Source organism: Streptomyces blattellae, from assembly GCF_009709555.1.
Classification (GTDB): Bacteria; Actinomycetota; Actinomycetes; order Streptomycetales; family Streptomycetaceae; genus Streptomyces; species Streptomyces blattellae.
The window spans coordinates 60,904-81,186 of the sequence record NZ_WJBG01000149.1 but is presented as its reverse complement, the minus strand read 5'-3'; the positions used below and the strand labels follow the sequence as shown (position 1 = coordinate 81,186).

Annotated in this window: 17 protein-coding genes; 7 read left to right on the top strand and 10 right to left on the bottom strand. The window is 71.9% G+C overall.

The features are described from left to right. Positions 1-162 precede the first annotated feature (162 nt). Together GFH49_RS16830 and GFH49_RS16825 are read right to left on the bottom strand one after the other, a co-directional pair. Positions 163-2,640, bottom strand: coding sequence for a beta-glucosidase H (locus GFH49_RS16830; RefSeq protein ID WP_155056702.1), 2,478 nt, complete (start codon positions 2,638-2,640; stop codon positions 163-165). Between the two features lie 375 nt (positions 2,641-3,015). Further along, positions 3,016-4,449: a DNA-directed RNA polymerase subunit beta family protein gene (locus tag GFH49_RS16825; RefSeq protein ID WP_155056701.1), complete on the bottom strand. Its 1,434-nt coding sequence runs from the start codon at positions 4,447-4,449 to the stop codon at positions 3,016-3,018. A gap of 375 nt (positions 4,450-4,824) precedes the next feature. On the opposite strand from GFH49_RS16825, the gene galU reads away from it, so the two are divergent. Then, positions 4,825-5,793: a UTP--glucose-1-phosphate uridylyltransferase GalU gene (gene galU / locus GFH49_RS16820; protein ID WP_408055917.1), complete on the top strand. Its 969-nt coding sequence runs from the start codon at positions 4,825-4,827 to the stop codon at positions 5,791-5,793. Between the two features lie 65 nt (positions 5,794-5,858). Here galU and GFH49_RS16815 read toward each other — a convergent pair whose 3' ends face one another. Continuing rightward, entirely contained in the window at positions 5,859-6,296 is a 438-nt protein-coding gene (locus tag GFH49_RS16815; RefSeq protein WP_155056756.1) for a DUF4442 domain-containing protein, read from the bottom strand. A 135-nt stretch (positions 6,297-6,431) separates the two neighbouring features. Here GFH49_RS16815 and GFH49_RS16810 point away from each other — a divergent pair, with 135 nt between their 5' ends. Further along, complete coding sequence (locus GFH49_RS16810; protein ID WP_155056699.1) at positions 6,432-7,745, top strand: MFS transporter; 1,314 nt, start codon at positions 6,432-6,434, stop codon at positions 7,743-7,745. A gap of 145 nt (positions 7,746-7,890) precedes the next feature. Here GFH49_RS16810 and GFH49_RS16805 read toward each other — a convergent pair whose 3' ends face one another. From GFH49_RS16805 to GFH49_RS16795, 3 genes are all read right to left on the bottom strand, one after another. Next, the gene (locus GFH49_RS16805; RefSeq protein WP_155056755.1) at positions 7,891-8,682 is read right to left on the bottom strand and encodes a spermidine synthase; all 792 of its coding nucleotides are present in this window, start codon (positions 8,680-8,682) and stop codon (positions 7,891-7,893) included. Positions 8,683-8,838: 156 nt separating this feature from the next. Further along, a complete protein-coding gene (tuf, locus tag GFH49_RS16800) occupies positions 8,839-10,008 on the bottom strand; it encodes an elongation factor Tu (protein ID WP_155056698.1) in 1,170 nt (389 codons plus the stop codon). Between the two features lie 254 nt (positions 10,009-10,262). Continuing rightward, the gene (locus tag GFH49_RS16795) at positions 10,263-10,985 is read right to left on the bottom strand and encodes a DNA alkylation repair protein (protein ID WP_155056697.1); all 723 of its coding nucleotides are present in this window, start codon (positions 10,983-10,985) and stop codon (positions 10,263-10,265) included. Positions 10,986-11,034: 49 nt separating this feature from the next. Here GFH49_RS16795 and GFH49_RS16790 point away from each other — a divergent pair, with 49 nt between their 5' ends. Continuing rightward, complete coding sequence (locus tag GFH49_RS16790; protein ID WP_155056696.1) at positions 11,035-11,808, top strand: TVP38/TMEM64 family protein; 774 nt, start codon at positions 11,035-11,037, stop codon at positions 11,806-11,808. A 96-nt stretch (positions 11,809-11,904) separates the two neighbouring features. Here GFH49_RS16790 and GFH49_RS16785 read toward each other — a convergent pair whose 3' ends face one another. Both GFH49_RS16785 and GFH49_RS16780 read right to left on the bottom strand, forming a co-directional pair. Further along, positions 11,905-12,831: a DUF6807 domain-containing protein gene (locus tag GFH49_RS16785; RefSeq protein ID WP_155056695.1), complete on the bottom strand. Its 927-nt coding sequence runs from the start codon at positions 12,829-12,831 to the stop codon at positions 11,905-11,907. Continuing rightward, positions 12,828-14,012, bottom strand: a complete 1,185-nt coding sequence (locus GFH49_RS16780; protein WP_155056694.1) for a Gfo/Idh/MocA family protein — start codon at positions 14,010-14,012, stop codon at positions 12,828-12,830. The genes GFH49_RS16785 and GFH49_RS16780 overlap by 4 nt, the downstream gene beginning before the upstream one ends. Before the next feature lie 458 nt (positions 14,013-14,470). On the opposite strand from GFH49_RS16780, the gene GFH49_RS16775 reads away from it, so the two are divergent. Further along, complete coding sequence (locus GFH49_RS16775; RefSeq protein WP_155056693.1) at positions 14,471-15,346, top strand: undecaprenyl-diphosphate phosphatase; 876 nt, start codon at positions 14,471-14,473, stop codon at positions 15,344-15,346. 291 nt (positions 15,347-15,637) lie between these two features. After that, positions 15,638-15,817 (top strand): hypothetical protein, encoded by a 180-nt coding sequence (locus GFH49_RS16770; protein ID WP_155056692.1) that lies wholly within the window; start codon positions 15,638-15,640, stop codon positions 15,815-15,817. A gap of 236 nt (positions 15,818-16,053) precedes the next feature. On the opposite strand, the gene GFH49_RS16765 is transcribed toward GFH49_RS16770, so the two are convergent. Then, positions 16,054-16,794 (bottom strand): SDR family NAD(P)-dependent oxidoreductase, encoded by a 741-nt coding sequence (locus GFH49_RS16765; protein ID WP_155056691.1) that lies wholly within the window; start codon positions 16,792-16,794, stop codon positions 16,054-16,056. A gap of 143 nt (positions 16,795-16,937) precedes the next feature. On the opposite strand from GFH49_RS16765, the gene GFH49_RS16760 reads away from it, so the two are divergent. Beyond that, on the top strand, positions 16,938-17,414 hold the full coding sequence (locus GFH49_RS16760; RefSeq protein WP_155056690.1) for a nuclear transport factor 2 family protein: 477 nt from the start codon (positions 16,938-16,940) through the stop codon (positions 17,412-17,414). Positions 17,415-17,828: 414 nt separating this feature from the next. Further along, positions 17,829-19,394: an apolipoprotein N-acyltransferase gene (gene lnt, locus GFH49_RS16755; protein ID WP_155056689.1), complete on the top strand. Its 1,566-nt coding sequence runs from the start codon at positions 17,829-17,831 to the stop codon at positions 19,392-19,394. Here the strand turns inward: lnt and GFH49_RS16750 are convergent. After that, positions 19,318-20,223, bottom strand: a complete 906-nt coding sequence (locus GFH49_RS16750; RefSeq protein ID WP_155056688.1) for a Gfo/Idh/MocA family protein — start codon at positions 20,221-20,223, stop codon at positions 19,318-19,320. The two genes, lnt and GFH49_RS16750, sit on opposite strands and share 77 nt — an antisense overlap. Positions 20,224-20,283 lie beyond the last annotated feature (60 nt).

The following is a 20,283-nucleotide window of genomic DNA, read 5'->3' as shown; positions in this document are numbered from 1 at the left end:
CCGGGCGCACGGCGGGAAGCCTACCGGGTCACACCGGACACCAAGGCGTCGCACAGGTTGCAGGGTGTTCACCGGGTGCTCGCCCGGGAGTAGGGCGGGAAACGGCGCCGGTCAGGCGCCCAGGACCACGATCGCGCGCGCCGAGTGCATGCGCGCGCCGCCCTACCCGCGCACCTCTCCCAGACCCCGCAGCCGCAGATCCCGCGCCGACGCCCCGACCCACACCACGCGCAGGCCCGTGCCGAGCGTCCAGTCGTGGCGCGTCGGGTCCCATGAGGAGAGGGTGCGGGCGGCGACGCGCAGGGTGACGCGACGCTGTCCGCCCGGGGGCAGGGAGAGCCGCCGGTAGGCACCCAGCACCCGTACCGCCTGGTCGAGTTGGAGGTCGGGGGACTTCCCGACGTACACCTGCGGCACGGCGACACCGGCACGTCGGCCCGTGTTGCGGACGGCGAAGGTGACGTCGAGCCCGCCTCGGGAGGGGCTCACGGTCAGGTCCTCGTAGGAGAAGGAGGTGTACGACAGCCCGTGCCCGAAGGGGAACAGGGGCGGCACACCCTCGGCCTCGTACCAGCGGTAGCCGAGGTGGATGCCCTCCGAGTACTCCTCACGGCCGCCGACACCGGGGTAGCGGGCGGCGTCGCCCGCGACGGGATGGTGGTCGTCGTCGACGGGGAAGGTCTGGGTGAGCCGGCCGCCCGGGTCGCAGTCGCCGAACAGGACGGCGGCGGTTGCGGCGGCGCCCTCCTGGCCCGGGTAGTACATCTGGAGCACGGCGCCGGTACGGGTCAGCCACGGCATCGACGTGGCGGACGACGTGTTGAGAACGACGGTGGTACGCGGGTTCGCCGAGGTCACCGCGTCGATCAGCTCATCCTGGTGGCCGGGGAGCGCGATGGTGGTGCGGTCCTGGCCCTCGGTGGCGTCCTCGTAGGCGAACAGCACGGCATGGCGGGCGGCGCGGGCGGCGCGTACCGCCTCGGCGACGTCCTGGGTACGGATCGCGCCGGTGGTGTGCCGCAGCCGGAACAGCTGGCCGGTGTCCCCGCCCTGCGCGGTGATCTTCAGGGTGTGGGTGCCCTTGGCGAGTTGCAGGGTCGTACGGCGCACGGACAGCTGGTCGGGCGCGGTGTAGATGAGGCCGCCGCTGAACCATTCGCCGTAGCCGGGCCTGACCGGGAAGAGGTCCTTGCCGTCGACGAGCACCCTGGGTCGGAGTTCGGCCGCGCCCGAGTAGTGGATGACGAAGGTCCACTCATCGGTCTCGGAGACGGTCAGTTCTCCGTCGTACGTCCATGTCGTCCCGGCGCCGACGCCCTGGCCCTCGCTCTTGAGGCCGGGGGAGAGCGCGGACGCCGGGAGCGCTCTGCCGTAGAGGTCCTCGCCGAGCGCGTACGTCACCTTCGCGGCCCGTCCGGCGCGCACCCGGATCGCGTCGAGGGGGCTGTCTGCGCGGTCGGGGACGACATGGGCGCTGCCGCCGCCGCTGACGAAGGGCAGGCCGCCGGTCGGGCCGATCACCGCGATGTCGCCGGCGGTCAGCGGGAGGGTGTCGCGCTCGTTGTGCAGCAGGGTCGCGCCCGCCTTGGCGACCTCCAGAGCGACGGCCGCGCCCGCGTCGGCGTCCCGGGCGGGGCGGGCCGGGGCGCTGCCGTCGAGCAGGCCGAAGCGGTCGAGCACGGTGAGGATGCGGCGTACCGCCTGGTCGATGTGGTGCTCGGGCACGCTGCGGTTCTCGGCGGCCTTCTTGAGCGCCTCGCCGAAATAGACGTCGCCCGGCATCTCCATGTCGAGGCCCGCGGTCAGGGCCTTGGCGGTGCTGTGCGCGGCCCGCCAGTCCGTCATCACCCAGCCGTCGAAGCCCCACCGGGTGCGCAGGACGTCAGTGAGGAGGGCCTTGTTCTCGCAGGCGTAGGTGCCGTTGACCTTGTTGTAGGCGCCCATGACCGCGCCGGTGCCGGCCTTGACGGCCGCTTCGAAGGCTCGCAGTTCGGTCTCGTTCATGGTCTGCTCGTCGACCCGCACGTCGACGGTCGTACGGTCCTTCTCCTGGTTGTTCATCGCGTAGTGCTTGACGGTCGCGATGAGCCCCTCGCCCTGGATGCCCTCGATCTCGGCGGCGACCAGGTCGGAGGAGAGCAGCGGGTCCTCGCTGAAGGTCTCGAAGTTGCGGCCCGCGTACGGGGTGCGGATGAGGTTGACCATCGGGGACAGCAGGACGTCCTGGCCGAGGGCGCGGCCCTCGCGTCCGATGACCTGTCCGTAGCGGCGAGCGAGGGCCGGATCGAAGGCGGACGCCAGCAGCACGGGGGCGGGCAGGGCGGTGGCGTGCCGGGTGACGCGGACTCCGGCCGGGCCGTCGGCGAGGCGCAGCGGCGGGATGCCGAGGCGTTTCACTCCGGGGACGTAGCCCGCCTGGCCGAGTGTGGCGGGGTCGGTGGCGCCGTGCAGCAGGGAGATCTTCTCGTCGAGCGTGAGCTTGGCGATGAGTTCCTCGACGCGGGGCCCGGCCCCCGCACCGGGCTTGCCCTGCGCATGGGCGCGCGACGGCGGGGTGAGTCCGCCGGAGGCCGCCGTGGCGACGGCGATCGCGGCGCCCAGCAGACGCAGCGTGGATCGCCGGGAGACGGTGTCGGTCATGGGCCGTCACTCCTTCGGTGTGCGGGCACGACGGTGTGCACCGCGGACGCGCCGGGCGCCCGTGGCGGCATTCACCCTTTGAACGCACTATGCGCCAGAACGACTTGACACTCCGTTAGACACCACGGGGGCGGCGGGAAATCTATGTGCGAGGGTGCGGGTTCACCCCTCGGCAGGGTGACCGGGTGATCAGGGGAGAACGGCTTCAAGAGATGCGGGGACGGGCGCAGTCGGCGCCGACGCCGCCTCCAGGACGTGACCCTGGGACGGAAGCCTTCCGTACCTCCGGCTCGGGGGCCCTGGACCCGTCGGTCGCGTCGTTCCCCGGTTCGAGCACCCGTCTCTGGTCCCGGGATCCGTCCCGGTCGGCGACGATCACGTCCTGGCCCGGCCGGGCGTGACGGCCCGCGCGTCGGGCCGGCGGAGCGGAAGTTCACCGCGCAGGGTCAGGTCGTACCGCACCTGTCCCGCGTGCACCACGCAGCGGGCCGGCGCGACCGCTCCCCGGTCGGCGTCGGAGGCGCGGAAGAGGGCCGGATCGGCGAGAGCGCGCAGCAGACCGTCGTTCTCGTACGACCACTGCGGCGACCCGCCGGACGAACAGGCCGCCGGTAGGGCCACCGCACCGGGCTGCACCCGGCCGTCGCCGACATCGAGGCACGCGTCGGCGGCCAGGGTGCGGAACCTGCCGCGCCCGGCCCCCGTCGGCCGCTGCGCTGTGGCGGACGACGGCTGGGACGCCGTGCTCGGCCGCCCGGAGCTGCCGCTGGGCACATCCCGGGCGGCCTGCGCGCCGGGGACACCGTCGTCATCGGACCAGCACTTGGCGGTGAGCACGGTGGCCACCAGCACCAGGACGGTCAGGCCGACTCCGATGACGGCCTTGGTGCGCCGTCGGACCGCAGCGAGGAGGCCGTCAGGCGCGGGACGGTGGCGTCCGCCGCTTCTGGGACGGGCGATCGCGCGTGCGGCGGGCAGTTCCGGGGGCCCGCCGCGGCCGGGCCGTGAGTCGAGATAGCGGACGGCCCCCCAGCCGAGCACCGTTTCGGCGAGCAGCACTTCCAGGCCGCCTTCGAAATGACTGAGCTGCTCGGCGGCGTGACGGCAGTACCGGCACTCCATCAGATGGCGCTGGACATCCGGCAGCAGCGCACCGCCACGGCGAATCGGGACGTCGAGGAGGCGGTTGTAGAAGCGGCATTCCGCCGAGGGCGCGAGTTCCCGGTGGGCACGTACACAGCCCACCCGGAATTGCTCCCGAGCCTGTTCGAGAGCGGCTCCCGCGGTGCCCGAATCCACCCCCAGCAGACCGGCTGGTACGGATATGGGTTCGGCCTCGGCCTCGGTGTGCCAGAGCAGGCATTGCGACGCCCCCGGAAGGGCTTGGAAAGCGCGCTCGGCGAGCCGCCGCCTTTCGGGCGACACGGAGCGCGCCGCGAGCAGTCCGCGACCACCGGTCGGTTTGCGGAGTTCGGGCAGCACCGCGGAAATGGCCTCGTCGGCGGCCCACGCCTTGACCGTGTCCCGGACGGCTGCGAGGAGGCGGGGCCGCAGCGCGCCGCCGGTGGGCCGGGCGAGCACCTGGTCGAACGCGGCGGTGGCCGCCATCGCCGCGGAACTCTCCGAGGAGGCAAGGCAGATGACGGCGTATTCGTACGTCGCCCGCCAATGCCGGGCCAGCAGCAGCGCGACGGCACGCCCGCCGCCCTCGGGTCCGTTCGCCTGGGCGACGAGATGGTGGTCGGACTCCCCCGGGCTCGCTCCGGGCCGTGGCGGATACGGGGGCCGTGGGGGGTAGGGAGATTGCACGGAACCGTTTCCTTCCAAGCCGCTGGGCGGCAAAGGGAAAGGCCGCCCGTCGGAAAAAGCAGGTGCGTGATGGGTGCAGACCGGAGACAGGCCCCTGACCTTGGACTTCTCGCGGGGTGGCTCACTTTCGCACAAACGACTCACGGGGAACAAGAAGTTCGAGTGACCTATGTTCAAAAAGCGGGGAGTTCGGAACCGTTACCAACGGTATCCGTACCCGCATTCGAAAAATTGCCGGAGTGTGCCCCCAAGTTGTGTGCGTTCAAAGCGGGTTGGCACACGAAACCTCCAACTCTCGCCTGCAAGAAGAAGCCGCACGCACTCACAGCCACCTCCCATGGATTTCTCGGGACGCTCTCATTCCGGTCTCCGACCATGGGCCGCATGATCTCCACCCACTCCATCCCCCACCCCACCCCCGACGCCACCCGCACGGTCCGCAAGGCGGTCGTCCCGGCCGCCGGGCTCGGCACGCGGTTCCTGCCCGCGACGAAGGCCACGCCGAAGGAGATGCTCCCGGTCGTCGACAAGCCCGCCATCCAGTACGTCGTCGAGGAGGCCGCCGCGGCCGGACTCGACGACGTGCTGATGGTCACCGGCCGCCACAAGCGGGCCATCGAGGACCACTTCGACAACGCCCTCGAACTGGAACAGGCACTCGTGGCCAAGGGCGACACCGTGCGCCTGGGCGCCGTGCGCGACCCGGCACGCCTGGCCAACGTCCACCACATCCGCCAGGGCGAACCCCTCGGCCTCGGGCATGCGGTGCTCTGCGCCCGGAAGCACGTCGGCGCCGAGCCGTTCGCCGTCCTCCTCGGTGACGACCTGATCGACCCGCGCGAGACCCTGCTCAGCCGGATGCTCGACATCCGCGACCGGTACGACGGCAGCGTGATCGCCCTCATGGAGGTGGAGCCGGAGCAGGTCCACCTCTACGGCTGCGCGGCCGTAGAGCCCACCGGCGAGGACGGCGTCGTACGCGTCACCGGCCTGGTCGAGAAGCCCGCACGCCAGGACGCGCCCAGCAACCTCGCCGTCATCGGCCGCTACGTCCTCGACGCCGCCGTCTTCGACGTCCTGGAAGGCACCGCGCCGGGCCGCGGCGGCGAGATCCAGCTGACCGACGCCCTCCAGGAACTGGCCGCGGGCGGCACGGTCCACGGGGCCGTCTTCGACGGACTGCGCTACGACACCGGTGACAAGGCCGACTATCTGCGCACGGTGGTACGGCTGGCCTGCGACCGGCCCGACCTCGGGCCCGAATTCACCGCCTGGCTCAAGGAGTTCGTCACCGGACTTGAGAGCGACGCCGGGGCACGACCTGGCGAACGGTTCGCCGCCTGACCGGCAGGGCGCCCGCGCGAAGGCGCCGGGACACGCCCCGGGGCCTTCGTCCTCACGACAGCTGCTCAGCCATGGGGCCGTAGTGTCCACACGACCGTCATCTCGCCGGTGACGGCGCCGTCCTCGCGCTGGATGACGACGGTCACCGGGAATTCCGGACGCCCTCCCTCGTCGAGTTCGGCGACGACGTCGGCGGCCGGGCGACCGAGGGTCGCGGTGGCCCTGACCGGGCCGAGCGCGATCTTCTTGAAGGCGATCTCGGCGTTGACCGGAAGCGGTACGGCGCGCGAGAGCTGGTCCCCGAAGGCGGCCAGGACGATCGCGCCGCTGGCGGACTCGCCGAGGGTGAACATCGCTCCGGCGTGCGGACCGCCGACGTGATTGCGGTACTCGCTCTGGTCCGGAAGGGCCAGCACGGCCTTCTCCGGGGTGGTCTCCAGGTACGCCAGGTTCAGGGTCCGAACCATCGGCACCGTGGCGGCGAGCAGTTCGCCGATCGACATCTGGTCTGCGCTCATGACCGGCATGTTACCCGCGAGTAGCACTGGCTGGCCAGATCCCTGTGGCCGGAGTCACCACGTCCCTGACGGCCGGAAAGAGGTTTGGCAAGCCGGGGCCGCGGCGGGGATAGTCGGCCGGTGACCTCCCCTGCCGAATCCTCCGCCCGACGCCCTCGCAGGCCCGAGTGGGCGGGCCGCAACTACAGCCTGCTGACCGCCGCCGCGTTCGTCACGAACCTCGGCAGCAACGGCGCGCTGATCGCCGCCGCGTTCGCGGTGATCGAGACCGGTGGCGACGGCGGCGACGTGGGCCTGGTGGCCGCCGCCCGCACCGTGCCGCTGGTGCTCTTCCTGCTGATCGGCGGCGCCGTCGCGGACCGGCTGCCCCGGCATCGCGTGATGGTCGCGGCGAACCTCCTCAACATGCTCTCGCAGGGCGTGTTCGCCGTGCTGGTCCTCGCCGGGGAGCCGCGGCTGTGGCAGATGATGCTGCTGACCGCGCTGGGCGGCACCGGTCACGCGTTCTTCAGCCCGGCAGCGGAGGGCATGCTGCTGTCCACGGTCAGCGGGGAGCAGGCGAGCCGCGCGTTCGCGGTGTTCCGGATGGCGATGCAAGGGGCGGCGGTGGGCGGTGCCGCCCTGGGCGGCGCGATGGTCGCCGCGACCGGGCCCGGCTGGGTCCTCGCCGCCGACGCCGCCGCCTTCGCGGTCGCCGCATCGCTGCGGTCCTTCCTCGACGTCGGCCACATTCCACCGCGCGAGCCGGGCGGCGGGCTCCTCGCCGACCTCCGGGAAGGCTGGCGGGAGTTCACCGGCCGGCCGTGGCTGTGGGCCGTCGTGGTGCAGTTCTCCGTCGCCAACGCCGTCGTCGCCGCGGCCGAGGCGGTCTACGGCCCCCTCGTCGCCCGGGACCACCTCGGCGGGGCGGGCCCCTGGGGTGTGGCACTCGCCTGCTTCGGCGCGGGCACGGTCGCCGGGGCGCTCCTGATGACCCGCTGGAAGCCACGCCGTCTCCTCCTCGCCGGCACCCTCTGCGTCTTCCCCCTCGCCCTGCCGTCCGCCGCCCTCGCCGTGCCCGTGCCGATCGCCGCGCTGTCCGTGGTGATGTTCGTGACCGGGGTGACCCTTGAGGTCTTCGGCGTTTCCTGGATGACCGCACTCCACCAGGAGATCCCCGAGGACAAGCTCTCGCGGGTCGCCGCCTACGACTGGTTCGGCTCGGTCGCTCTCGTGCCACTGGCGACGGCGCTGGCCGGTCCCGCGGAGGAGGCGGTCGGGCGGACGAACGCGCTGTGGGGTTGCGCGGCGCTCGTCGTCGTGGTGACCACAGCGGCACTCTGCACACCAGACGTACGAAATCTGCGCCGCGCCTCAACGCCCGTCACCAAGAGGACCCCGAGCACGGACAACGGCTCAGCCGACACCGAACACCCCATCGGAGACCTCGGGTGACGGCACAGCCCCCACACCCCGCACCCAAAACGCCTCACCGGAAAAACACCACGGACGAGCCCGCGTTCCACGCCATGCCCAACGTACGAAAACCGCCACACGCCTCAACGCCCGTCACCAAGAAGGCCCGAGCACGGACACCAGCTCAGCCGACACCGAACGCCCCGTCTGGGGGCTCGGGGGACGGCACGGCGTTCTCGTCCCGGACCGGACGGGCGTCGCCGGTGAAGTGGCGTAGGGGGCGGCCGTGTTCGACGCGGGCCGGAAAGGGGTCGGCGGCGGTGAGCCGGGTCAGCGCGGTGGTGTCGACGGGGTGGTGCGCGGCGACGAGCACCACGTTGCCGAAGCGCCGGCCGCGCAGGACGGCGGGTTCGGCGATCAGCGCCAGCTCCTGGAACACCGTGGCGAAGGTGGCGAGTTGGGAGCGCAGGAAGTCGAAGGGCGCGGCGTCGGCGAGGTTGGCGAGATAGACGCCCCCGGCGCGCAGCACCCGGTCGGCCTCCGCGGCGTAGGCGACCGACGTCAGATGCGCCGGGACACGTGAGCCGCCGAAGACGTCCGCGACGATGACGTCCGCCGAGTCGGCGGGTGCGTCCGCCAGCCACGCACGCGCGTCCCCGGCATGCCGGGCGATGCCGGACCCGTCCGGGAGCGGCAGGTGCTCGCCGACCAGCGCCAGCAGTGCGCGGTCGGCCTCCACGACGTCCTGCCGGGAGCCGGGCCGCGTGGCTGCCACATACCGGGGCAGGGTGAGCGCTCCCCCACCGAGGTGCAGGACGTCCAGCGGCAGCCCCGGCTCGGCAAGGATGTCCAGGACGTGCCCGAGCCGTCGCGCGTACTCGAACTCCAGATGCGTGGGCTCATCCAGGTCGATGTACGACTGGGGCGCCCCGTCGACGGTGAGCAGCCAGGCCCGCTTCCGGTCGACGTCGGGCATGAGCTTGGCGGTGCCGTGATCGACCGTCCTGGTCACGGGTACGGGCTCGTCCTTCACGATCCCATTGTGCCCGGGCCGCGGCGCCCCTTCAGCGGCGCGGGGGACTGCGCGACCGGCCACAACGGCCCCGCAGTCCCCCGCAAACCCGCACCGCCCTCACACGACGGCAGTCACGGTCCCCGCCCCGACGGTTCGTCCGCCCTCACGGACGGCGAATCCGAGTCCGGGCTCCAGGGGAACCTCCCGCCCCAGCTCGACGGTCATCGCCACCGTCTCCCCAGGCCGTGCGACCCCCACCTCACCGAGGTCGATGTCCCCCACCACATCCGCGGTCCGGATATAGAACTGCGGCCGATACCCGGTCGAAACCGGCGTCGTACGCCCACCTTCACGCGCCGACAGGACATACACCCGCGCCGAGAACCGACGACTGGGCACCACACTGCCGGGCGCAGCCACGACATGCCCGCGCCGCACCACATCGCGGGCGACCCCCCGCAGCAACAGCGCCACGTTGTCCCCTGCCTGCGCCTCCTCCATCGGCTTGCCGAAGGTCTCCAGGCCGGTGACCACGGTGTCGACGGAGGCGCCAAGCACGTCGACCCGGTCACCCACCCGCACGGTGCCCCGTTCGACCGCGCCGGTCACCACGGTCCCCCGGCCGGTGATGGTGAGCACGTTCTCGACGGACAACAGGAACGGCGCGTCCACGTACCGCTCCGGCATCGGCACATAGGTGTCTACGGCGTCCAGCAGCGCCTCCACGGACGCCGTCCAGCGCGGGTCCCCCTCCAGCGCCTTCAGCCCGGAGACCCGTACGACAGGCGCCGCGTCACCGCCGTACCCGTGCTGGGAGAGCAGGTCACGCACCTCCAGCTCGACCAGGTCGGTCAGTTCCTCGTCGCCCGCGTCGGCCTTGTTCAGGGCGACGACGATGTGGTCGACGCCCACCTGCCGGGCGAGCAGGACGTGTTCGGCGGTCTGCGGCATGATCCCGTCGAGCGCGGAGACGACGAGGATCGCCCCGTCGAGCTGCGCGGCCCCGGTGACCATGTTCTTGACGTAGTCGGCGTGACCCGGCATGTCCACATGCGCGTAGTGCCGGGTGTCGGTCTCGTACTCGACGTGCGCGATGTTGATGGTGATACCGCGCGCGGCCTCCTCCGGCGCCCGGTCGATCCGGTCGAACGGGACGAAGGACGCGGCGCCGCGCTCGGCGAGCACCTTGGTGATGGCGGCGGTCAGGGTGGTCTTGCCATGGTCTACGTGGCCCATCGTGCCGATGTTCAGATGCGGTTTGGTGCGCACGTACGCCGTCTTGGGCATGGCTGTACCTCGAAGTCTCTGGTGTGGAGAGCGGGGACCCCGAGGACTTGCCGACCCTCCCCCTGCGGGGTCCGCCGGACGATCCGGAGAGGGTCAGCTTCGGGCGCCGTCGGCAGCGGCCGGGAAGAGCGCGACGGCAGCCTTCGGAGCATCCGCGACCGCGGATGCTGCAACGACGAAGGCGTACCGGAACATGGCTCCGATCATTGCCGACGCTTTGCCCGACGTCGAATGATTTTCCGGGGCGGCGGAGTTCAGGCTCCGATGTTCTTCAGCGCCTCCCGCACCGACAGCGGCGCGAGCCTCCCCTGCTCCCGGGCCAGGAAGGCCCGTACGGCCTCCGGGTCGGTCTTGGCGTACTCGCGCAGGCACCAGCCGATCGCCTTGCGGATGAAGAAGTCCGGGTGACCCGACTGATGCAGGCAGTAGGCGAAGAGGCGCTCGGCGTCGGTGCGTTCCTTGTAGCGCAGCTGGTGGAGCAGGGCCGTGCGGGCGATCCACAGGTCGTCGTCGACGATCCAGGCGTCCATCTCGGTCTTCAGCTTCGGATCGGCGGCGACCAGGCCTCCCACCACGTGGGAGGCGAGTGCGTCGACGGTGTCCCACCACGGGACGGTGCTCACCAGGTGCCGGACCACCGGCAGGAAGCCCGAGGTGCAGCGGCCGACGTGACGGCGCAGACAGTCGACGGCGAAGTAGTGGTACTCCCGCTCGGGCAGCCGCCAGCAGCGCAGGGCGATCGCCGCGCAGTCGGATTCGTCGGGGCGGGGCACGCCGGCCAGGACGGTGCGGGACAGGGCGCGTCGCACGGGTGTGGGGAGGCCGAGGAAGGGAGTGACATCTCTCATGTACGCCCGCATGGCCGCGGCCCGCTCCGGGTCCGCCGCGGCGGCATAGGTGGTGGTGAGCCGTTCCAGGACGGTGTCGGCGATGTCGCTGCGGGGGACTTTCGTGGTTCCCGCGTCTGTGACGCTCATGAGACGGACCATACGGCGATCACACAACTACGTCGGTTACTGTCGCCGAATGCTCGATGCCACCACCGGCCCTGGGGGCACCGCCACGGCCTCTCCCCCGGCTTCCGTCGCGGAACTCGCCGCCGCCGTACCCGCCGCCTCACCCACCGGGCTCGCCGCGCGCTGCAGAAGAGCGCTGCTCTCGCCGTGGTCGCGGCTCTCGCTGCTCCTGGTCCTGCTGGCGGGGGCCGGGGCGTCCGTGCTGCTGTTCCAGCCGCACAAGCTCCTGGCCGACGGCTGGCCGCCGCAGGTCGAGGGCAGCTCGGCGGTGGCGCTGTTCGCGGTGGCCTACGGGCTGATCGCCGTGGCGTTCGTGCCGCGGCCACTGCTGAACCTCGCCGCGGGCGCGCTCTTCGGCTCGGAACTGGGCATAGCCGCGGCCATGATGGGCACGGTGCTGGGCGCCGGCATCTCCTTCACCCTCGGCCGGATGCTCGGCCAGGACGCGCTGCGCCCGCTGCTGCGCGGCAGGTTGCTGAAAGCGCTGGACGGCCAGTTCAGCAAGCACGGCTTCCGGTCGATGCTGGCGGTGCGCCTGTTCCCCGGTGTGCCGTTCTGGGCCGCGAACTACGCCGCCGCCGTCTCCCGCATGGGTTACGTGCCGTTCCTGCTCGCCACCGCGCTCGGTACGATCCCCAACGTCGCCGCGTACGTCGTCGCCGGCGCCCGGGCCTCGACGCCGACGTCTCCGGCGTTCCTGATCGCGACGGCCGCCATAGCCCTGCCGGCGCTCGCGGGGGTGGTCGTGGCCTGGCGCAAGCGCCATCATCTGCGCCGGCGTTGACGGCCGGTCAGCCCCGCTCCGGCACCATCGCGCCGGCCGGCCCGCCCGCCTCGCACATCGTCTGCGGCGCATGAAGCGCATGACACGCCGCCGGAGTCACCATGCGTGCGTCTCCAGGTACTTGGCGACCTCGTCCCGCTCCCAGGCGCCGTCGGCCACGACGATCCGGTAGCGGCGGGTGAGCGTGGCGCCGGGAGCGAGTTCCAGTTCGTCGAAGAAGGCCCACGAGGGGGCGACGCCGGCGAAGGGCTCGTTACGGACGAACCAGTGGGCGGGGTGCGCCCCGCGGTCGCCGAGGTGGTCGTTCTCGGGGGCGTGCGCGAAGACGAGGGTCGCGTGGCCGTCGGTGCCGTCGTGCTCACCGGACAGGGCGAGCCAGGGCGCCTGGGTGCCCATCAGCTCCGGGCCCTCGCCGTCCGGCCCGATGATCCGCCCGTCCCGGAAGGCGCGCGGGCCGCGCCAGAACAGGCCCGTGTAGCCGGCCATGTCGCGCCCGGCGGTGGTCGGGCTGCCGAACCGCAGCGGCTCGGCACGCCGGTTGGTGACCGCGGTCGTCCAGGTCAGCGCCCAGGACCCCGCCGCGGGATCGACGTCGTGCACCTCGATCCGGCGCTGCTCCTCGGCCCACAACTCGCCGTCGTAGGGATGCCAGGTCAGCCGCTCGGCGATGACGAGGCGGTCACCGTCCGAGGAGACCTCGTCGAAGCCGGCGTGTGCCATCGACCCGACGCGCTCCGGGAGTTCGAGATACCCCTGCCCGTGCACATACGTGTTGCCGCCCCACAGATTCGCGCCGGACAGATGCGAGGCCGTGAGCGACAGGCCCTTGTGCCAGCGGTGGTCATGGGGCCGGTAGTCGGTGACGACGTCGCCCGCCAGGGTCCGGATCGGATGGACGTACGGCCTCGGCGCCTCCCAGGCGGCCTCCGGCCGGTAGACATAGGCGAGCAGTTCCACACCGGTGACCGGCTCGGTCACCGTGATGCGGTCGCCGTACGCGTGCGTGATACGCAGCCCGGTCACGCGGACACCCCCTCGCCGGCGACGGGCGCCCAGCCGGGAGCGCCCCCGTGCATCGCCGTGTAGTACGGGTCGCCCGGGCCGATCTCGCCCGCCTTCACGGTCGCGTCCGTGAACGCCGACTTGTAGAGCGCGGCGATCAGTTCCAGGCTCGTCCGCCCGTCCACGCCGCTGCTGCGCGGTCGCTGTCCGGCCCGCATGCTCGCGACCAGCTCCCGCAGCTGCGCGAGATGCGAGCTGGGCTCGTCCTGACCGAAGTCCTGCCAGCGCGCGGCGAGTTCGGCGGGCACGTCGGAGGCCGGGGTGATGCGCCAGTGAGCGTTGCTGTGGCCGTAGAGGTGGGTGAGCTCGACGGTGGCGCGGGCGCAGTCGATGCGGATGCGGCTGACCTCGTCGGGCGACAGGACGCTGTTGACGACGGTCGCCAGCGCGCCGTTCTCGAAGCGCACCAGGGCGGTGGAGACGTCCTCCGTCTCCACGTCGTGCACCAGCCGTCCGGCCATCGCCCGGACCTCGGTCCACGGTCCGAGCAGATCGAGCAGCAGATCCATCTGATGGATGCCGTGGCCCATGGCCGGGCCTCCGCCCTCGGTCTGCCAGCGCCCGCGCCAGGGCACCGCGTAGTAGGCGGTGTCGCGGTACCAGGTGGTCTGGCAGTGCGCGACCAGCGGCCGGCCCAGGGTCTGCTCGGCAAGCAGCCGCCGTACATGCCGGGAGCCGGAGCCGAAGCGGTGCTGGAAGACGATGGCGGCGTACGGCCCACCGCCCTCGCCCTCCACGGCCTCGACGGCGTCGAAGTCGGCCAGCGTCGGCACCGGCGGCTTCTCGCACCACACCCAGGCACCGGCGCGCAGAGCGGCGACGGTCTGGTCGCGGTGGAGCGTCGGCGGGGTGCAGATGGTGACCAGGTCGGGCCGCTGTTCCCGGAGCATCCGGTCCAGGTCGGTGTACGCGTGCGGAATACCGGCCTCCGCGCAGAAGGCGTCCGCCGAGGCGGCATCGATGTCAACGGCGGCGACGACCTCGACCTCGCCCTCCTCGGCGAGCCGGGCCAGCGCGGGCAGATGCGAGTCACGGGCGACCGCGCCGGTGCCGACGACAGCGACCTTGACGCGGCGGCCGGCCAGGGCCCGTGCCGGAAGTGGCGTCGTCCGCGCGGAGGGCCGGCCGGGCGGCGATTCCACGTGGGTGCCCTCGGCATGCCGGGCGGAGGTTCCCGTACCGGCGGAGGTTCCCGTACCGGCGGAAGTTGCCGTACCGGCGGAAGTTGCCGTACCGGCGGAAGTCGCCGTACCGGACGTACTCGCGCTTCCGCGCGGTGCGCGTCCCGGCGGGGCGGAGTGCGGACGATACGTCCAGGGTTCGGACTCGGATTCTGGCATGGACGTGATCAGCACTCCTCAGGGAACGAGCAGGACTCCCCAGGGAGCCAGCAAGCGCTTTCTCGACCGCTGCAACGTAAGCGCCGCCCCCGCCGCAGGTCAACACCGTCGAACCCGGTGCGAGCGCCCGGCTACGACGCCCCTGTGCCGGGCGGGTCGTCCCGGGACGCTACGCTGCCCCTCGACACCAGCGATCACCGCACCCGGCGGCTGGGGCACCCGTCGTTCCGGCCCGATCAGCACTTGGACTCCGAAACTTCATGTCTTGGTTTGAATCCCTCATCCTCGGACTCGTCCAGGGGCTGACCGAGTTTCTGCCCGTCTCCTCCAGCGCGCATCTGCGGCTGACGGCGGCCTTCTCGGGTTGGGAGGACCCTGGCGCGGCCTTCACGGCGATCACCCAGATCGGCACGGAGACCGCGGTGCTGATCTACTTCCGCAAGGACATCGGGCGCATCATCTGGGCCTGGTCGAGATCGCTCACCAACAAGGCCATGCGCAAGAACCACGACGCGCAGATGGGCTGGCTGGTGATCATCGGCTCGATCCCGATCGGCGTGCTCGGCCTGACGCTGACGGACCAGATCGAGGGGCCGTTCCGCGATCTGCGGATCACGGCGACCATGCTGATCGTGGTCGGCATCATCATCGGCGTCGCCGACCGGCTGGCGGCCCGGGACGAGAGCGGCGGCCGGCACCGCGCCGCCAAGCAGCGCAAGCAGCTCGCGGACCTGAATGCGCGGGACGGCCTGATATACGGCGTCTGCCAGGCCATGGCCCTCATCCCCGGCGTCTCCCGCTCCGGCGCGACGATCAGCGGCGGCCTCTTCATGGGCTACCAGCGCGAGGCCGCGGCCCGCTACTCGTTCCTCCTCGCCATCCCCGCCGTGCTCGCCTCCGGCCTGTTCGAGCTCAGGGACGCGATGCAGACCGACCACGTCGCCTGGGGGCCGACGGCGTTCGCGACGGTGATCGCGTTCGCGAGCGGATATGTCGTGATCGCCTGGTTCATGAAGTTCATCTCGACCAAGAGCTTCATGCCGTTCGTCTGGTACCGCATAGCGCTCGGCATCGTGATCGTCATACTCGTGACGGCGGGCGTCCTGAGCCCGCACGCGGCGGAGTCGGCGGGCTGACACCCACTCTGCGGGCATGCGATACCTCCCGGCGAGGACGAGGGCCTCAAGCGCCTCGACCTCGCCGAGCTGTTTCCGCAGCCCCTCCCACACGGTGTCGCGCAGCCGCGGGCCGGTGTGGGATTCACCGACGGCCACGGGAGGCGGGTCTCGCCCGCGCCGACCGCAACTCCTCGCGGCACTGCGGTACTTGCCGGTGCCGTAGGCCGTCCCGGCGCCCGTGACCAACCGCACAGGAATGAGTAGCCGTCCGGTAGCGCAGTGTCAGTCCTTGCCCCTAGGCTTGTCCGCATGCCCCCCGAATCCTTGTCCTCTGGATCCCTGCGGTCTGCCGCCGAGGTGAACGAGCAGATCCGCGCGCTGTGGCTGCGCGCGGGCGGCTCGCTGTCGGCCCAGGAGCGCGCGGAGTACGAGCTGTTGGTGGTCGAGTGGGCGACCGCGATCCGCGGCGATGTGATCGAGGCAGCCTGAGCGGTCGGCGAAACCGGGGCGAGCCTCAGCGTTCAGCGACACCGAGGCGAGCCTCAGCGCTCAGAACCCAGGCGGACCTGAGCCTTCAGCAACACCGAAGCGGACCCGAGCGGTCGGCGAAACCAAGGCGAGCCTCAGCGTTCAGCGACACCGAGGCGAGCGTCAGCGGTCGGCGAAACCGAGGCGGGGTCTGGTGGCGCCCCGCCCGTGGTGTGAGCGTTCGGCGAAGCGGCAGGTCATCTTCCGCCCGACACCCGCAGCACCGCCCCCGTCGCGTAGGACGCGTCCGGTGACATCAGCCACGCCACCGCGGCGGCGATCTCCTCGGCCTGTCCCGGACGGCGCAGCGGGATCGTGGCGGCCGCGCGCCGAGCGCGATCCGGGTCGCCCATGGTCGCGTGCATCTCGGTGTCGATCACACCGGGCGCCACGGCGTTGACACGGATGCCGTCCGGCCCCAGCTCCTTGGCCAGGCCCAGGGTCAACGCGTCCACCGCCGCCTTGGTCGCCGCGTAGTGCACGTACTCGCCGGGGCTGCCCAGGGTCGCGGCAGCCGACGAGACGTTCACGATCACACCGCTGCCCCGTCCCGTCATCAGCTGCGCCGCCCGGCGCGAACACAGCAGCGGGCCCAGCAGGTTGACGTCGACGACCCGCCGCAGTACCGCGGGGTCGGTGTCCGCGAACCGCCCCAGCGGGCCGGTCACCGCGGCGTTGTTCACCAGCCCTGTCACCGGCCCGAGTCGATCCTCCGCCACCTCGAACAGCCGCACCACATCCGCCTCGACCGATGTGTCCACCCGCACCGGCACCGACCGGCCGCCGGCTTTCCGCACCCCGTCGGCGACCGTCTCGGCGGCCTCGGCGTCCCGGACGTACCCCACCACGACGTCGTGCCCCTCCGCGGCGAGCCGCAGACAGGTCGCGGCGCCGATGCCCCGGCTGCCGCCGGTGACCACGGTGACGGGACGGCTCATCAGTACCTCCTGGCTCGATCACGGCATGAAGATCACCCCAGCTTCGCAGAAGGCGTACACCGCTCGGTACCGTCCCCTGAATGGCCCTCGAATATCGCCGCGTACCCCTTGGCTCGGCTCGTCACATGCCCAAAACTGAGCCGATGACGCAGCGTGTGGAGCTCGCCACCGTGATGGACCGGCTGGCGGTCGACGGACTGATCACCGACTACGCGGTAGCCGTGGACGACGGCGACTGGGAGGCGTACCGGAAGTTGTTCACGGCGGACGGGCGGGCGGACTACCGCTCGGCCGGCGGGATCGAGGGGGACGCTGGGAACGTCGCCGGCTGGCTCGCGGAGACCATGCGGCTGTTTCCGATGCGGCAGCACCTGATCGTCAACCGCCGGGTGCGGTTCGGGGTCCTGGAGCAGGACACCGGCGACACCGCCCGGGTGCAGGCCGACTATGTGAATCCGATGCGGTTCGCCGGTGACGACGGCGGGTCGGCCGCTCCGGACTTCCTGTGCGGCGGCCGTTACGCCTTCTCCCTGCTGCGCACGTACGACGGCTGGCGGCTGCGCGAGGTCGTGGTGCAGGAGAAGTGGCGCCGCATGCCCGACCGGGCGACGGCGCCCTGACCGCACCGCCCTGACCGCACCGCCTGACCACGCCGCCCACCGCACCCGCCGCACAGACCGCACCGCCCCGACCGCACCGCCCCGACCGCACCGCCCACCGCACCCGCCGCACAGACCGCACCGCCCCGACCGCACCGCCCACCGCACCCGCCGCACTGACCGCACCGCCCACCGCACCCGCCGCACAAACCGCACCGCGCCAACCGCCGAGCCCCGACCGCACCGCCCCGACCGCCGCCCCGACCGGCCTGCAGCCTCCCCGGCGCCGGAGGGCGGCCCTCGGCTGACCGGCCGATGTCACTGGCGGACAGCCGACGCCCTGACAGCCCCGGCGTGATCAAGTCGGACTAGGCTGTCTGTCCCGCGATCATCCAGGCGCGCACACTGGAGGGACACCGTTCTGGGAGGCGCCGTATGAAGTCGTTCGGGCAGTGGCTCAGCTCCCCGTGGCGCCGTTCCACGCTCGCCGCCTTGGCCGGCGCCCTGCCCGTGCTCGCGTACCCCGCGCCGTCGCTGTGGTGGTTCGCCTACGTCGCCCTGGTCCCCTGGATCGCGCTGATCCGCTCCGCACCGACCAGGAGACGGGCCCTGTACGACGGCTGGAGCGGCGGCTTCGGGTTCATGCTGGCGATGCACCACTGGCTGCTGCCGAACCTGCACGTCTTCACCTTCGTGATCGCGGCCCTGCTCGGCGCCCTCTGGGCCCCGTGGGGCTGGCTGGTACGGCATTTCCTGACCGGCAGGCCGTCCGCGGCCCGCGTCGCCGCCGCGCTGGCCGTCCTGCCGGCCGGCTGGCTGATGATCGAGCTGGTGCGGTCCTGGCAGGGGCTGGGCGGGCCGTGGGGCATGCTCGGCTCCAGCCAGTGGCAGGTGGAACCCGCGCTGCGGCTCGCCTCGGTCGGCGGGGTGTGGCTGCTGAGCTTCCTGATGGTCGCCGTGAACGTCGCGGTCACCGTGCTCGTGGCGATACGGGCGTCCCGCATGCCCGCCGTCGCCGGGCTCGTCGCCACCGCGGCCGCCACCTCGGCGGTGTGGGTGTGGGCACCGCGCCCCGACACGGACGGCCGGATGCGGATCGCCGTCGTGCAGCCGGGCGTCGTCCCCGGCCCCGACAACCGCTTCACGCGCGAGGAGCAGCTCACCCGCGAGCTGGCCGGACAGGACCTCGACCTGATCGTCTGGGGCGAGAGCAGCGTCGGCTACGACCTCGGCGAGCGTCCCGACCTCGAACGGCGGATCGCCGCGCTGTCCCGTGAGACCGCGGCGGAAATCCTCGTCAACGTGGACGCCCGGCGCTCCGACCGGCCCGGCATCTACAAGAGCTCGGTGCTCGTCGGCCCGAACGGTTACACCGGCGCCCGCTACGACAAGATGCGGCTCGTCCCCTTCGGCGAGTACGTCCCGTTCCGCTCGGTCCTCGGCTGGGCGACCTCCGTCGGCGAGGCGGCGGGCGAGGACCGCAGGCGCGGCACCGAGCAGGTCGTCATGGACGTGGGCGAGGGGCTGCGGGTCGGGCCGATGGTGTGCTTCGAGTCCGCGTTTCCCGACATGAGCCGCCATCTCGCCGACGACGGCGCCGACGTACTGATCGCCCAGTCTGCGACCTCGACGTTCCAGCAGAGCTGGGCCCCCGAGCAGCATGCCTCGCTCGCCGCGCTACGGGCCGCCGAGACCGGCCGCCCGATGGTGCACGCCACGCTGACCGGCGTCTCCGCGGTCTACGGGCCCGACGGAGAGCGCGTGGGTGCGTGGCTCGGCACGAGCGAGAGCGCCTCGCGGGTCTACGACGTGCCGCTGGCCCATGGCGTCACGCCGTACGTCCGCTACGGCGACTGGACAGTGAAGGCCGCGCTACTGATCATGGCCGCGTGGTGCACCGTCGAGGGCGTACGGACGCTGCGGTTCAGGCGGCACGCTCCTCGACCGCCCGTACGACCCGTTCGCACAGCTCGTGGGTGGCCAGCGCGTCACGGGCACTGAGCACCTTGCCCGCGCGCACCGCGTCGAGGAAGGCACCCGCGGCCTGCTCGATGCCGCGCTGCCGGGCCACCGGCACCCAGTCGCCGCGTCGCCGCACCGTCGGCTGCCCCTTGTGGTCGATCACCTCGGCGAGGTTGACCACCTGACGCTTGGTGTCCTGCCCCGACACCTCCAGGATCTCCTCCGCCGAGCCGCTGAGCCTGTTCATCACACCGAGCGCGGTGAAGCCGTCCCCGGAGAGCTGGAGCACGACGTGGTGCAGCAGACCCCCCTCGGCGCGGGCGCGCACGGTCACGTCGTCGACCGGACCGGGCACCAGGAAGCGCAGCGTGTCCACGACATGGATGAAGTCGTCGAGGACCATCGTGCGCGGCTCCTCCGGCAGCCCGACCCGGTTTTTCTGCATCAGGATCAGCTCGCGCGGGTGATCGGCACACTGCACATACCCGGGCGCGTACCGCCGGTTGAACCCGACGGCCAGCGAAACGCCGCGCTGCTCCGCGAGCGCCACCAGCCGCTCGGAGTCGGCGAGCTGGTACGCCAACGGTTTGTCGACGTACGTCGGTACGCCCGCCTCCAGCAGCCGGGCGACGATCTCGGGGTGCGCGACGGTGGGCGCGTGCACGAACGCGGCGTCGAGATCCTCGGCGAGGAGCGCGTCGAGGTCCCGGTGGCGCCGGGTGCCGGGAAGGTGCAACGTGTCGGCGACACGGTCGAGCGTCGCGGGCGTACGGGTCTGAAGGTGCAGTTCGACGTCCGGCTGCGTGCCCAGCACCGGAAGGTACGCCTTCTGCGCGATATCACCGAGTCCGATGCAGCCGACCTTCACGGGGTGCGCTCCTCTGACGGTTGCCTGCCTGGGTCTCCTCGGAAGCATACGGTGGCCGCG

What these genes read in the sequence shown, in the direction of transcription:
- GFH49_RS16760 (WP_155056690.1), top strand. Translation starts at nt 16,938, where the DNA reads ATGACGCAGCGTGTGGAGCTCGCCACCGTGATGGACCGGCTGGCGGTC.
- GFH49_RS16815 (WP_155056756.1), bottom strand. Translation starts at nt 6,296, where the DNA reads ATGTCGATCGGCGAACTGCTCGCCGCCACGGTGCCGATGGTTCGGACC.
- tuf (WP_155056698.1), bottom strand. Translation starts at nt 10,008, where the DNA reads ATGCCCAAGACGGCGTACGTGCGCACCAAACCGCATCTGAACATCGGC.
- GFH49_RS16770 (WP_155056692.1), top strand. Translation starts at nt 15,638, where the DNA reads ATGCCCCCCGAATCCTTGTCCTCTGGATCCCTGCGGTCTGCCGCCGAG.
- GFH49_RS16805 (WP_155056755.1), bottom strand. Translation starts at nt 8,682, where the DNA reads ATGCCCGACGTCGACCGGAAGCGGGCCTGGCTGCTCACCGTCGACGGG.
- GFH49_RS16830 (WP_155056702.1), bottom strand. Translation starts at nt 2,640, where the DNA reads ATGACCGACACCGTCTCCCGGCGATCCACGCTGCGTCTGCTGGGCGCC.
- galU (WP_408055917.1), top strand. Translation starts at nt 4,825, where the DNA reads ATGGGCCGCATGATCTCCACCCACTCCATCCCCCACCCCACCCCCGAC.
- GFH49_RS16795 (WP_155056697.1), bottom strand. Translation starts at nt 10,985, where the DNA reads ATGAGCGTCACAGACGCGGGAACCACGAAAGTCCCCCGCAGCGACATC.
- GFH49_RS16765 (WP_155056691.1), bottom strand. Translation starts at nt 16,794, where the DNA reads ATGAGCCGTCCCGTCACCGTGGTCACCGGCGGCAGCCGGGGCATCGGC.
- lnt (WP_155056689.1), top strand. Translation starts at nt 17,829, where the DNA reads ATGAAGTCGTTCGGGCAGTGGCTCAGCTCCCCGTGGCGCCGTTCCACG.
- GFH49_RS16775 (WP_155056693.1), top strand. Translation starts at nt 14,471, where the DNA reads ATGTCTTGGTTTGAATCCCTCATCCTCGGACTCGTCCAGGGGCTGACC.
- GFH49_RS16790 (WP_155056696.1), top strand. Translation starts at nt 11,035, where the DNA reads ATGCTCGATGCCACCACCGGCCCTGGGGGCACCGCCACGGCCTCTCCC.